Annotated in this window: 12 protein-coding genes; 8 read left to right on the top strand and 4 right to left on the bottom strand. The window is 60.4% G+C overall.

The features are described 5' to 3' along the window. The first annotated feature begins 146 nt into the window (after positions 1-146). Positions 147-647 (top strand): cupin, encoded by a 501-nt coding sequence (locus HU765_RS08325; RefSeq protein WP_186619707.1) that lies wholly within the window; start codon positions 147-149, stop codon positions 645-647. A gap of 211 nt (positions 648-858) precedes the next feature. Next, a complete protein-coding gene (gene yghU / locus HU765_RS08330; protein WP_186619708.1) occupies positions 859-1,698 on the top strand; it encodes a glutathione-dependent disulfide-bond oxidoreductase in 840 nt (279 codons plus the stop codon). A 249-nt stretch (positions 1,699-1,947) separates the two neighbouring features. Here yghU and HU765_RS08335 read toward each other — a convergent pair whose 3' ends face one another. Further along, positions 1,948-2,880, bottom strand: a complete 933-nt coding sequence (locus HU765_RS08335; RefSeq protein WP_186619709.1) for an AraC family transcriptional regulator — start codon at positions 2,878-2,880, stop codon at positions 1,948-1,950. Between the two features lie 563 nt (positions 2,881-3,443). Here HU765_RS08335 and HU765_RS08340 point away from each other — a divergent pair. The 4 genes from HU765_RS08340 (at position 3,444) to HU765_RS08355 (ending at position 7,365) form a co-directional block, all read left to right on the top strand. After that, positions 3,444-4,793, top strand: coding sequence for an MFS transporter (locus HU765_RS08340; protein WP_186619710.1), 1,350 nt, complete (start codon positions 3,444-3,446; stop codon positions 4,791-4,793). Positions 4,794-4,892: 99 nt separating this feature from the next. Then, the gene (locus HU765_RS08345; RefSeq protein WP_186546671.1) at positions 4,893-5,585 is read left to right on the top strand and encodes a fumarylacetoacetate hydrolase family protein; all 693 of its coding nucleotides are present in this window, start codon (positions 4,893-4,895) and stop codon (positions 5,583-5,585) included. A 33-nt stretch (positions 5,586-5,618) separates the two neighbouring features. Continuing rightward, on the top strand, positions 5,619-6,377 hold the full coding sequence (locus HU765_RS08350; protein WP_186619711.1) for an SDR family oxidoreductase: 759 nt from the start codon (positions 5,619-5,621) through the stop codon (positions 6,375-6,377). A 31-nt stretch (positions 6,378-6,408) separates the two neighbouring features. Beyond that, positions 6,409-7,365: a 2-hydroxyacid dehydrogenase gene (locus HU765_RS08355; protein ID WP_186619712.1), complete on the top strand. Its 957-nt coding sequence runs from the start codon at positions 6,409-6,411 to the stop codon at positions 7,363-7,365. Positions 7,366-8,315: 950 nt separating this feature from the next. Here the strand turns inward: HU765_RS08355 and HU765_RS08360 are convergent. After that, on the bottom strand, positions 8,316-8,657 hold the full coding sequence (locus tag HU765_RS08360) for a hypothetical protein (RefSeq protein ID WP_186619713.1): 342 nt from the start codon (positions 8,655-8,657) through the stop codon (positions 8,316-8,318). Positions 8,658-8,743: 86 nt separating this feature from the next. Continuing rightward, the gene (locus tag HU765_RS08365) at positions 8,744-9,388 is read right to left on the bottom strand and encodes a class II glutamine amidotransferase (RefSeq protein ID WP_186619714.1); all 645 of its coding nucleotides are present in this window, start codon (positions 9,386-9,388) and stop codon (positions 8,744-8,746) included. A 167-nt stretch (positions 9,389-9,555) separates the two neighbouring features. On the opposite strand from HU765_RS08365, the gene HU765_RS08370 reads away from it, so the two are divergent. Together HU765_RS08370 and HU765_RS08375 are read left to right on the top strand one after the other, a co-directional pair. Then, the gene (locus HU765_RS08370) at positions 9,556-9,801 is read left to right on the top strand and encodes a hypothetical protein (RefSeq protein ID WP_186546676.1); all 246 of its coding nucleotides are present in this window, start codon (positions 9,556-9,558) and stop codon (positions 9,799-9,801) included. A gap of 32 nt (positions 9,802-9,833) precedes the next feature. Next, positions 9,834-10,328, top strand: coding sequence for a PaaI family thioesterase (locus HU765_RS08375; RefSeq protein WP_186546677.1), 495 nt, complete (start codon positions 9,834-9,836; stop codon positions 10,326-10,328). A gap of 132 nt (positions 10,329-10,460) precedes the next feature. Here the strand turns inward: HU765_RS08375 and HU765_RS08380 are convergent, their stop codons facing one another. After that, positions 10,461-12,656, bottom strand: coding sequence for an OsmC domain/YcaO domain-containing protein (locus tag HU765_RS08380; RefSeq protein WP_186619715.1), 2,196 nt, complete (start codon positions 12,654-12,656; stop codon positions 10,461-10,463). Between the last annotated feature and the right edge of the window lie 28 nt (positions 12,657-12,684).

The following is a 12,684-nucleotide window of genomic DNA, read 5'->3' on the forward strand; positions in this document are numbered from 1 at the left end:
GGGTCTGGACAGTGAGGTGCGCGACGAAGTTTCGATGGATTGCACCCGTACCGGAACTGCGCACGGCGCCAGGGCAGCCATTGACGAATTTATTGAGGCGAGCACCCTGCCCTGCGGTCGATTAATGAATGATCGGAGGATTCGTCATGACTGAAGTACAAACCTTGTTGCTCGAACGCAACGACTGGGTGCCAAACAATCCGCGTCTGCCGGTGTTGATCTATCGCAACGCGATTGCCATCGAGGGCGACGACCCGGCGGTGCGCTTCGAGCAGGTTTTCAGCGCCAATGGCTGGCCGCCGCAGTGGCGCTACGGGGTCTATGACTATCACCACTACCACACCGAAGGCCATGAAGTGCTTGGCGTAGCGGCAGGTAAAGCGCGGTTGATGCTGGGCGGGCCCGATGGCCACGCAGTCGAGGTCAATGCCGGGGATGCGCTGTTACTGCCGGTCGGGACCGGGCATTGCAACCTGTGGTCGAGTGAAGATTTTCTGGTGGTGGGGGCGTATCCGCCGGGGCAGCAAGCGGATATTTGCCGGGATGCGGCGAGTGAAGAGCAGTTGGCGCATATTGCGAAGCTTGCATTTCCTGAGACAGATCCGGTGCAAGGAAACGGTGGCGCGTTAGCCCAATACTGGCATTGATGGTTCAACACATAACCCTGTAGGAGTGAGCCTGCTCGCGATAGCGGTGTACCAGTCAATACATTATTTGCCTGACACACCGCTATCGCGAGCAGGCTCACTCCTACAAGGGGGTTTGGGTTGACAGGGAAATCTGTGGGGGCTGGCATGGGCGGGCAATTTTCCCTACGGTGTCTACCTACGCCATCCCAGCATCGACGAGGTCCGTTTCATGAGCAAAACGTCTTACGTTCCGCCCAAGGTCTGGAAACACGAAGCCCCTTCCGGCGGCCACTTCGCCAGCATCAACCGCCCGGTCGCCGGGCCGACCCATGACAAGGAGCTACCGGTCGGCAAACACCCTTTGCAGTTGTATTCGCTGGCCACGCCCAACGGCGTCAAAGTCACCATCCTGCTTGAAGAATTGCTCGCGCTCGGGCACAGCGGGGCCGAGTACGACGCGTGGCTGATCCGCATTGGCGAAGGCGATCAGTTCTCCAGTGGCTTCGTCGAGATCAATCCGAACTCAAAGATCCCCGCACTGCTCGATCGCAGCATCGAACCGCCGATCCGGGTGTTCGAGTCCGGTTCGATCCTGCTGTATCTGGCGGAAAAATTCGGCGCCCTGCTGCCCAGGGATCCGGCCGGGCGCACCGAAACCCTCAACTGGCTGTTCTGGCAAATGGGCTCGGCGCCGTATCTGGGCGGCGGTTTCGGGCATTTCTATGCCTACGCGCCGGAGAAGCTCGAATACCCGATCAACCGCTTCACCATGGAAGCCAAGCGGCAGCTGGACGTACTGAATCGCCGTCTCGCCGATAACCGTTACCTGGCCGGCGACAGCTACACCATCGCCGACATCGCGGTCTGGCCGTGGTACGGGCAACTGGTGCGCAACAACGTGTATTCGGCGGCGGAGTTTCTCGCGGCGCATGAATACACCCACGTGCAGCGCTGGGCGGAGGAAATCGCTCAGCGGCCGGCGGTTATTCGCGGACAGCGGGTGAATCGTACCTGGGGCGATGAAGAGAGTCAGGTGCCGGAGCGGCATCAGGCACAGGATTTGAAGTGAGATAAAAAACTGTGGGAGCGGGCTTGCTCGCGAAGGCGGTGTGCCAGACAACCTGTTCGTTGAATGACCCACCGCCTTCGCGAGCAAGCCCGCTCCCACATTCTCCCCAGAACATTCGCTTGCGGGATGCGCCAAATCCAATTGTGTACGCCAGCTACACCGACATTTTCACCCCGCAACCCGCATGTACAACGACATGGCCCTCGCCAACGCCGGCAGCTATCGTCTGCAACAGGGCGGCTGAGCCGTTCAAGTGTCGAGCGGCGTTTGCGGCGTATCCGGATTGAGCTGGCGGCGGCGAAACTGCCCGGGCGGCTGGCCATGGATCTGGCGAAAACGGCGCGAGAAATACGCCTCGTCGGCAAACCCGCACAAGCGCGCGACCTCGCCCACAGAGCGCGTGCTGTTGAGCAGAAAGTTGCGTGCGGCGTGCATGCGCCGCTCCAGCACCAGTTCGGTGAATGTCTTGCCGATTTCCTTGCGCAGCCAGTGCGTCAGGTAAGTCGGTGACAGATACGTCGCGGCAGCGACCTTGATCAGGTTGAGATCGGGATCGGCGATGTTCTTGCGCAAGTATTCGAACATCCGGCTCAGAGCATCACGACGGCTGTTCTCCGCAGCATTCTCCTCCGCCAGACGCTTGAGTGGTTCGGCGTAGAGAAAACACACGCTGCCAATCAGTTGCAGCAACAAGCCCTTGAGCATCTCCCGTGTGCCGAACTGACGGTTTTCATCGAGGGTGCGCATCTGCTCGATCAAACCGCACACCTGAGTGAAATCTTCGTCGCCAAGGATGAAGTCCAGATGCTCCTGAAAGCGGAACGGCGACAGCTCCGGCGCCAGCAGAATCGAGACCTCTTCCAGATCCATCGGGTCGCACTGCAAATGCGGCAACAGAAAGGTCTGGGAAAAGTTGATCACGATGAAATTGCTGTCCGCCGGGTGCGGAATGACGTGTACGCGATGGGGCAGGATGAAGGCCAGAGTGTTACGCGGGAATGGCCGTTGCACGCTGCCGATGTGCTGAACGGTGTCGCCACCGAGGTTGATCTGAATTTGAAAATACTCATGGCGGTGAGGACTGGTCTCGGCGCGCCGGCCCTTTTTGTCGCGAATATAGAAATCGGTCAATTCGCTGCGTTGCTGCATGACGTAGGTCGGGATACGGCTGAGTGACGACATGGGTGGGGAGTCCTCCGGGCAGTGAGGTGGCGTCAGTCATCTTGCAGGGTTGGGCTGAGGGCGGCAACAAGTCATACGACGACATCAACGCTCGGCAACTATTTCCCCTGCTGAGTGGCAATGCGCGTGTCCAAAAACAAGATTCTTTTTAATTCCTGACAGGTCCTTATTAATCAAACAGTTATCACTGTTTAGCAGGTCGGACCGCCAATGATATTCAGATTTATGTTTTTGGACAGGTTAGCCAAAGTTGTTTCCCTCAAGAAAAAACGTTCTAACACCTCGGTTGATTTAGCGATGTCGTACGACCACTGTAATGACCAACGCAGCCCAACCTCTTTCAAAAACAATCAAAGGTGCGCACGTCATGATCCTGCTATTCCCCCTCGCCACCCCTCTCGACCTCACCTTGATGACAGTCGCAGACCGACGTTGTTGAACGTCTGAAGCCTGCGCTTCAGCCACGCCCGCTTCACGTTCGATTGTCTTGCCCCACACATTGTGGGCAACGCGGTCGGCTGCTCGAAAAATCTCGATTCTTCTAACAATAACGAGGTCTCCGCATGTCCAACTCTCATTCTTCCAGTGCTACCGTGCCGCCGGTGATTGCCGGTTCACGCGATGCCGTCTCGGCACAGCGGCTGCCAACCCGGCGGCGCTGGTTCATGCTGTCGCTGTTGCTGATTGCGACGATCATCAATTACATCGACCGTGTGAACATCTCGATTGCCGCACCCTTCATGGCCAAGGATCTTGGCCTGGACAAGATCGAGATGGGCCTGATCTTCTCCGCCTTCGCCTGGACCTACGCCCTGGCGCTGGTGCCGGCCGGTTTCATCGCCGACCGTTTCGGCTCGCGCTTTACCTACGGCGTTTCGCTGATCAGCTGGTCGACCGTCACCGTCTGCCAGGGTTTCGCCACCGGGTTTGCCTCGCTGTTCGGCCTGCGCCTGGCCGTCGGCGCCATGGAAGCTCCGGCCTTTCCGGCCAACAGTCGTGCGGTCACTGTGTGGTTTCCGGCGCGAGAACGCGGGCTGGCCAGCAGCATTTACGTCTGCGGCCAATACCTGGGCACCGCGCTGTTCACCGGTGCGCTGCTCTGGCTGGCGACCACTTTCGACTGGCGCCATGTGTTCTACAGCACCGGCGCACTCGGCATCGTGTTCGGTGTGTTGTGGCTGTATCTGTATCGCGATCCGTTGAACTGCAAAAAGGTCAGCCAGGCAGAATTGCAGTACATCGAAACCGGCGGCGGTCTGGTCAAAAGCAGCCAGCAACGCACCCGTTTCAACTGGCGGCAGGTTGCCGAACTGTTCAGCTATCGGCAGGTCTGGGCGATCTGCATCGGCAAGTTCGCCAGCACCTCGGCGCTGTACTTTTTCCTGACCTGGTTCCCGACCTACCTGATCGAAGAACGCAAGCTGACCATGATCAAGGCCGGGATCTTCGCCGTACTGCCGTTCGTGGGCGCCACGGTGGGGATTTTGCTGGCCGGCATCGTCTCGGATTTGCTGATCCGTCGCGGCTACTCGATGTCCTTCGCACGCAAGCTGCCACTGGTGGTCGGTTCGATGCTGGGCATGTCCATCGTGCTGGTGAACTTCACCGATTCGAACCTGATCTGCATCGCCGTGCTGACCATCGCCTTCTTCGCCCAGGGCATCGCGTCCTCGTCGTGGGCGGCGGTGTCGGAAGTGGCGCCCAAAGAGCTGATCGGACTGACCGGCGGCGTCACCAGCCTCGCCGCGAACATCGGCGGCATCGTCACCCCGATCGTAATCGGCGCCATTGTCCATGCCACCGGCACCTTCGCTTATGCCTTCTGGTTCATCGGCGGTGTGGCGCTGATCGGCACCCTCTCCTACTCGTTGCTGCTCGGACGCTTGTACCGCATCGAGCTGAAAGTGCGCTGAGGCAAAAAACCCCGTTTTCTCCAAACGCAGGCGGCTTTCGTCCAACTTCGCCGACGCCAGCCGCCGTACGCTGCTACTTCAAACAGGATGCCCCGCAGGATGAACATGACCGAATACGTCTTTACTCCGGATCTGCCCGTGACCTTGCCGGTGCTCGGCACTGACCAACGCTTCCCCGTCGGCCGGGTGTTTTGCGTCGGCCGCAACTACCCGTGGCCCGACAGCCAGGGCCAGTCGCGCCAGCCACCGGTGTTCTTCATGAAACCGGCAAGCTGTGTAGTCGATGCCGTCGGCGACGTGGCCTTCCCCACGCTGTGCGAGGACTTCGTTCACGAAATCGAACTGGTGGTGGCCATCGGCGAAGGCGGCGCCAACATTCCCGAGGAACAGGCGCTGGCCTACGTCTGGGGCTACGCCGCCGGCCTCGACCTGACCCGCCGCGATGTGCAGCGCGCCGCCAAAAGCAACGGTTTGCCGTGGGAAGGCGCCAAGGTGTTCGACGGTGCCGCGCCGATGACCGCCGTCGTTCCGGTAAGCCGCTCTGGCCATCCCGAGGGCGAGTTATGGCTGAACGTTAATGGTGCAGAACGCCAGCGCGACAACCTCGACAGCCAGATCTGGTCAGTCAGTGAAGTGATCAGCCGCATCTCGCAATCCGTGGCACTGCGCGCCGGCGACCTGATCATGACCGGCAGCCCGGCGGGCGTCGATGGGCTGCAACCAGGCGATGTGATCAACGCCGGCATCGACGGCATCGGCCAACTGGAAATGCGCGTCGGCCCACGGACCTGATCCGTCGGCCTTTGAAAACAGGAGAACAATAAAATGACCCCCCCTTTGAAAGTCGCGTTGGTGACCGGAGCCGGCAGTGGCATTGGCCGCGCCGTGGCGCTGGGCCTGATGGCCGACGGCTTCACTCTCGTGCTCGCCGGACGCCGGCCCGAGCCCTTGCACGCGCTGGTCGAATTGGCGCAAAGCCAAGGACACACGGCGCTGGCGGTGCCCACCGACGTGCGCGACCCGGCCAGTGTCGACGTTCTGTTCGCCACCGTTGCCGAGGTCTATGGCCGCCTCGACGTGGTCTTCAACAACGCCGGGGTCAACGCACCCGCCGTGCCGCTGGATGAACTGACGTTCGAGCAGTGGCGCAACGTGATCGATACCAACCTGAACGGGGTGTTCCTCTGCGCTCGCGGCGCCTTCGGGATAATGCGCAAGCAGCAGCCACAGGGCGGACGGATCATCAATAACGGTTCGATTTCTGCGCACACCCCCCGCCCGTTCAGCAGCGCCTATACCGCCAGCAAACACGCCGTGCTGGGCTTGACCAAATCCCTGGCGCTCGACGGTCGCGAATTCAACATCGCCTGCAGCCAGATCGACATCGGCAATGCCCTGACGGAAATGTCGGTGCGCATGACCCAAGGCGTACGCCAGGCCAACGGCAGCATCGCCGTGGAGCCGATGGTCGACGTCAAACACGTCGCCGACGCCGTGCGCTACATCGCCGGCCTGCCGCTGTCGGCCAACGTCCTGAACATGACCGTCATGGCCAGCGCCATGCCGTTTGCCGGCCGCGGTTGAGCCGGCCTTTTTATTGCGTAACGAGGAAGCCATGAAGCCAGAAATCCTGCAACTGAGCCCGATCCTGATTCCCGAAATCAATACGCGCCTGGACGAACTGTTCACCGTGCGTCGCTACTTCCAGCAAACGGACAAGCCCGCGTATATAGAAGAACACGGCGCCAACATTCGCGGCGTCATCACCGGCGGACACACCGGCATCACCCAGACGCTGATGGCGCAACTGCCGAACCTGGAAGTGGTCGCCGTCAATGGCGTCGGCACCGACGCCGTGGACCTGGCCTACGCTCGCGACCGCGGCATCCGCGTCACCGCCACCATCGGCGCCCTCACCGAAGACGTCGCCGACCTCGCTATCGGCCTGCTGATCTCGGTGTGCCGCGGCCTGTGCACCAGCGACCGCTACGTGCGCTCCGGCCAATGGCCGCACAGCCCGACACCGCTGGCCCCGCTGCCCCTGGCCCGCCAGGTATCGGGCATGCGCATCGGCATCGTCGGCATGGGCCGCGTCGGCCGCGCCATCGCCGTACGCGCCGCCGCCTTCGGTTGCCCGATCAGCTACACCGACTTGCAACCGATGAGCGACGTACCGCACACCTTCGTCGCCGACCTCAAGCAACTGGCGCGCGACAGCGATGCGCTGATCCTCGCCGCTGCGGCTGACAAGGGCGAAGCGATCATCGATGCGCAAGTGCTGCATGCGTTGGGCAAGGACGGTTATCTGATCAACGTGGCGCGGGGCAAACTGGTGAACGAAGCCGATCTGGTTGCGGCGCTTTCTGCCGGCGAAATTGCCGGGGCCGCGCTGGATGTTTTTGTCGATGAACCAAACGTGCCGCAAGTGTTGTTTGGCAACGAACAGGTGGTGCTGCAACCGCATCGGGCCAGCGCCACCTTGCAGACCCGCACGCGCATGGGGGAAATGGTGGTGGCGAGTCTGGTAGATACGTTTGCGGGGAAAGTGCCGGTTGGGTGTGTGACGGGGTGAATGCGTAATAGAGCGCCGTTCACAATTGCGGCACACACCGCCTTCGCGAGCAGGCTCGCGCCTACAGTTTGGATTGGGTGCATCCGGTGAAAATTGGTCGGCTGTCAGGCGCCTTCGCTGGCAAGCCAGCTCACAGGTTTCGTGGCTTGCTGGAATTCACCAGCACTCAGATCCCCCTGTAGGATTGGGTGCATCCGGTGAAAATTGGTCGGCTGGCAGGCGCCTTCGCTGGCAAGCCAGCTCCAACAGGTTTCGTGGTTTGCTGGAATTCATCCGCACACAGATCCCCCTGTAGGAGTGAGCCTGCTCGCGATAGCGCCAGGTCAGTCACCGATAAGTTGCCCGGCCTGACGCCATCGCGAGCAGGCTCACTCCTACAGTTTGGATTGGGTGCATCCGGTGAAAAAAGGTCGGCTGTCAGGCCGCCTTCGCGAGCAGGCTCGCTCCCACAGAAAAGCAAAAGCAAAGCAAAGCGCGTTGGCTTCTAACCACTCAACACAATGAGCGTTAGCTCGAGTAACGCTCTTGATCTTGATGCACGGCGCCCGTCGGAAGGCTGAGCGGAGGGATTGATCCGGGCGTGGGAGCGCAGCGACCGTACGACGAAGTCGTACACAGCGAGAGGAGGTGCAGCGAAGCAAACCGGAGACGCTGCGCCCGGATCGATCCCGCAGCGAAGGCACCCCGAGCCTAGGCGAGGGGCCGCACGTCAGGGCAAAAGGCCTTTGGTTACTTTGGGCCCCCAAAGTCACCCGCCGTCAGGGCGGAACCCCAAGCAGCCGTTACCGCAGCAACGGATATACCCCCCAAACCGCCCAAAACCTGGTCGGCCCAAAGGCCGCCAAGTCCCAAAAAAAAGCCCCACAACCAACAACCGGTGTGGGGCAAAAAAATTGGTTGGTTGCGGCCAACCAAAGGAGCTCTGTCAAAAACCCATCCAGGCGCTCAGATCAAATGCAATCCTGAGCCGCCCGCTCAAAACTCGACGGCAACAAATTCGACGCCAGCAAATGCCGCTCATAAATAAACACCTTGCCGCCCTTCCCGTCTTTATATGCCTCGAGCACGTTATCCGCCGCGACCTTGCTCGGCACCACAATCCGGTAACTGCGCTGGCTCTGAGAAACCGTCGGGTTCAACGCACTGCCCTGCAACTTTGGCACCACGCATTCGGCGTACTGCGCCGGCGTCTTGCTCGTCTGCAACGTCAGGGTCGGATCGTTCGGCGCAGAGGCGCAGCCAGCAAGCAGCAACGAAGCAAAAGCCATCACAGGCACAAATAAAGGACGCATCGGGGTAATCCTGAAAAATAAAGGTTCGGTTCAACCGGCAACGGTCCAGCCTCACGGAGCCGCCGTTGCCATTTACGTTTTAGTGATCAGCTCGACGCCACCAGCGCTTTGAGCGACACATCGAATTGCTTCAAGGCGTCAAGTTGCAGGTCACGTTGCTGATTGATCCGCGCAGCGATCTGCGGCGCCGCCTGGTCATGCACCCAGACCGAGGGCAGTTGTTGCTCGATCGCCCCTTCAGCCTTGCCGATGTATTGCAGGTCAGCGTCGTAGAACCGCGCGGAAAACCGCGCCTCGACCAGACTGTTGCGCTGCGTCAGCAGACGGTTGAACGTATCAAGCTTGACCACGATGTCCGGATGCGCCTGCACCAATGCATCGAGATTGTCGTAGACGGTCACCGAGACAAACTGCTGCTGCAACGAACTGAGCAACCAATCCATGGCCAGCTCCGGGTCGGAGCTGCCGACAAAGGCCTCACGAATCCGCGAATCCAGTGCGTCTTTCGCGCCGTTCAGCGCCATGTCGTGGTAACGCTCCAGGTATTGCAGATTCTGCAGAGTGTTCTCGCTCAACAGCACACCCACGGTCTGCGTGTGCTGCAACGTCGACGCACTGCCGGCGATGGGTTGCAAGTGGCACGACGTGGCGGCGTCTGCGTAAGCCGGTGCAGTGGCAACCACCCCGCCCATCAGCAGGGCGATCAAAGCCAGTCGTGTCAGCGTCTTCATCGCGCATTTCCTTGAGCTGCGTATTCGATGGAGGCGATTTTCCGCCTGTTGCCGGCAAAGCAGAACTTGCGTTTCTTGATGGTCACTATTACTTCTAGCAATAGTTGCCTGCCGAACAGACTGAGGCACACTCACAACAAGCAGAAAAATCAACCGAGGATCTCGCCTTGAGAACGTTCGACCTGATCCGTGACGCCGTACTGCCTGACTTCCGCGACCGCGTGGCGGAGTACCTGGTCCAGTACGAAACCGTCCTGCTGGACAAAAACACCCGCGATCCGCAGCTCGTCAAAGACACCGCCCATCAATTGCGCGGCTACCTGCGCGGGCTGAACACCACCCGCGTGCTGGGCATGGCGTACTGGGAAGAGCTGGATCGCCGCGTCGTCGATACCTGGCTGACGCCCGCCTGACCGCACTCTTCTACTTCAGGATGACCACGCTCATGTCCAGCCTCGACATTCCCCTGCAAGACCTCGCCGCCCCCGAAGGCGTTTGCTACGGCTGCGGCGGCCGCAATCCGCACGGCCTGCACGTCAAAAGCCGCTGGGACGACGACGGCGTGCACGTCATAGCCGAACACCTGCCCGACGCCCGTTACTGCGGCTGGCCAGATCTGGTCTACGGCGGGTTGATCGCCATGCTCGTCGACTGTCATTCGAACTGGACAGCCATGGCCTGGCACTACCGCGCCGAACACCGAGAAGCCGGCAGTCTGCCGCGCATCGACTGCGTCACCGGCAACCTTGGGATCAAGTTCATCAAGCCGACGCCGATGGGCGTGCCGCTGATTCTGCGCGCGCGTGTCGAAGGCGATGTCGGGCGCAAGACGCGGGTGATTTGCGAAGTGTATGCGGGGGAAGTGCTGACGGCGGTGGGCGATTCGGTGTTTGTGCGGGTGGATACGGGGCAATTGGCAGATGCGGCGCACGGCCGTTAGCCGGGCTACGGCGCTACCCCTGTGGCGAGGGAGCTTGCTCCCGCCAGGCTGCGAAGCAGCCCTCTCTTCGTCATCACGAAAACAGGCCTGCTGCGCACCTCAGCGGGAGCAATCCCTCGCCACAGTTGACGGTCAGACCGTCACATTCGCCCGCGCCGCATGCAGCTTCTTATAGCTCTCAATCAAGCGCAGATGCCGGTCCAGCCCTTCCAGCTTCATGCTCGTCGGGGTCAGGCCGTAAAACCGCACGCTGCCGTTGACCGAACCAATCGCCGCATCCATACGCTCGTCCCCGAACATCCGGCGGAAGTTGGCTTCGTAATCTTCCAGTTGCAGATCCTCGTCCAGTTCCATCTCCAGCACGACGTTGACGGCTTGATAGAACAAGCCGCGCTCAACCGTGTTGTCGTTGTACTGCAGGAACGCCTCAACCAAGTCCTTGGCTTCGTCAAACTTCTGCAAGGCGAGGTAGATCAGCAAACGCAGTTCCAGAATCGTCAACTTGCCCCACGGCGTGTTGTCGTCGAACTCGATGCCGATCAGCGTGGTGATGTCGGTGTAATCGTCCTGCTCGCTGCGTTCCAGACCCTGGACGAGGTTACGCAGGCCGACTTTGCTGAGGTTGTGCAGATTAAGGATGTCGGCGCGAAATTGCAGGGCTTTGTTGGTGTTGTCCCAGATCAGGTCTTCGACCGGGTAGATCTCCGAGTAATCCGGCACGAGAATGCGGCATGCCTTGGCGCCGATGTGCTCATAGACCGCCATGTAGACTTCTTTGCCCATGTCTTCGAGGATGCCGAACAGGGTCGCGGCCTCTTCGGCATTGGAGTTTTCGCCCTCGCCGGAGAAATCCCACTCGACGAATTCGAAGTCCGCTTTGGCGCTGAAGAAGCGCCATGACACCACCCCACTGGAGTCGATGAAGTGCTCGACGAAGTTGTTCGGCTCGGTGACGGCCTGACCGGAGAAGGTTGGCTGCGGCAAGTCGTTCAAACCTTCGAAACTGCGGCCCTGCAACAGTTCGGTCAGGCTGCGTTCCAGGGCGACTTCCAGGCTCGGGTGGGCGCCGAACGAGGCGAAGACGCCGCCGGTGCGCGGGTTCATCAGGGTCACGCACATCACCGGGAATTCACCGCCCAGCGAGGCGTCCTTGACCAGGACCGGGAAGCCCTGCTCTTCCAGGCCTTTGATGCCGGCGAGGATGCTCGGGTATTTCTCCAGCACTTCCTGCGGTACGTCCGGCAGGGCCATTTCGCCTTCGAGGATTTCGCGCTTGACCGCACGTTCGAAGATTTCCGACAAACACTGCACCTGCGCTTCGGCCAACGTGTTGCCGGCGCTCATGCCGTTGCTCAGGTAGAGGTTTTCGATCAGATTCGACGGGAAGTACACCACTTCACCGTCCGACTGGCGCACGAACGGCAGCGAGCAAATGCCGCGCTGGGTGTTGCCCGAGTTAGTGTCGAACAGGTGCGAGCCACGCAGTTCGCCGTCGCGGTTGTAAATGCCGAGGGTGTAGTCGTCGAGGATTTCGCTTGGCAATTCGTCCTTCGGCCCCGGCTTGAACCATTTTTCGTCCGGGTAATGGACGAATTCGGCGTTGGCGATTTCCTCGCCCCAGAACTGGTCGTTGTAGAAGAAGTTGCAGTTCAGGCGCTCGATGAACTCGCCCAGCGCCGAGGCCAGCGCGCCTTCCTTGGTGGCGCCCTTGCCGTTGGTGAAGCACATCGGCGAATGCGCATCGCGAATATGCAGCGACCAGACGTTAGGCACGATGTTGCGCCACGAGGCGATTTCGATCTTCATCCCGAGGTCGGCAAGAATCCCCGACATGTTGGCGATGGTCTGCTCCAGCGGCAGGTCCTTGCCGGCGATGAAGGTGCCCCCCTCCGAACCGGAGTGCGGCATCAGCAGCGCCTGGGCGTCGGCGTCGAGGTTGTCGACTTCTTCGATGATGAACTCGGGGCCGGTCTGCACCACCTTCTTCACGGTGCAACGGTCGATCGAACGCAGGATGCCCTGGCGATCCTTGTCGGAGATATCGGCGGGCAATTCGACCTGGATCTTGAAGATCTGGTTGTAGCGGTTTTCCGGGTCGACGATGTTGTTTTGCGACAGGCGAATGTTCTCTGTCGGGATGTTGCGTGTGTCGCAGTACAACTTGACGAAGTAAGCCGCGCACAAGGCCGACGACGCGAGGAAGTAGTCGAACGGCCCCGGCGCCGAGCCATCGCCCTTGTAACGGATGGGCTGATCGGCGATCACCGTGAAGTCGTCGAACTTGGCTTCAAGTCGAAGGTTGTCGAGAAAGTTGACCTTGATTTCCATGCGGGATTACCAGAATACGGCTAAACGA

It is taken from the genome of Pseudomonas sp. SWRI81 (genome assembly GCF_014268545.1).
GTDB lineage: Bacteria > Pseudomonadota > Gammaproteobacteria > Pseudomonadales > Pseudomonadaceae > Aquipseudomonas > Aquipseudomonas hamedanensis.

Excerpts from the sequence above, each read along its gene's own strand:
- HU765_RS08360 (WP_186619713.1), bottom strand. The coding sequence starts at position 8,657 with ATGCGTCCTTTATTTGTGCCTGTGATGGCTTTTGCTTCGTTGCTGCTT.
- HU765_RS08380 (WP_186619715.1), bottom strand. The coding sequence starts at position 12,656 with ATGGAAATCAAGGTCAACTTTCTCGACAACCTTCGACTTGAAGCCAAG.
- HU765_RS08350 (WP_186619711.1), top strand. The coding sequence starts at position 5,619 with ATGACCCCCCCTTTGAAAGTCGCGTTGGTGACCGGAGCCGGCAGTGGC.
- HU765_RS08345 (WP_186546671.1), top strand. The coding sequence starts at position 4,893 with ATGAACATGACCGAATACGTCTTTACTCCGGATCTGCCCGTGACCTTG.
- HU765_RS08355 (WP_186619712.1), top strand. The coding sequence starts at position 6,409 with ATGAAGCCAGAAATCCTGCAACTGAGCCCGATCCTGATTCCCGAAATC.
- HU765_RS08365 (WP_186619714.1), bottom strand. The coding sequence starts at position 9,388 with ATGAAGACGCTGACACGACTGGCTTTGATCGCCCTGCTGATGGGCGGG.
- HU765_RS08375 (WP_186546677.1), top strand. The coding sequence starts at position 9,834 with ATGTCCAGCCTCGACATTCCCCTGCAAGACCTCGCCGCCCCCGAAGGC.
- yghU (WP_186619708.1), top strand. The coding sequence starts at position 859 with ATGAGCAAAACGTCTTACGTTCCGCCCAAGGTCTGGAAACACGAAGCC.
- HU765_RS08335 (WP_186619709.1), bottom strand. The coding sequence starts at position 2,880 with ATGTCGTCACTCAGCCGTATCCCGACCTACGTCATGCAGCAACGCAGC.
- HU765_RS08340 (WP_186619710.1), top strand. The coding sequence starts at position 3,444 with ATGTCCAACTCTCATTCTTCCAGTGCTACCGTGCCGCCGGTGATTGCC.
- HU765_RS08325 (WP_186619707.1), top strand. The coding sequence starts at position 147 with ATGACTGAAGTACAAACCTTGTTGCTCGAACGCAACGACTGGGTGCCA.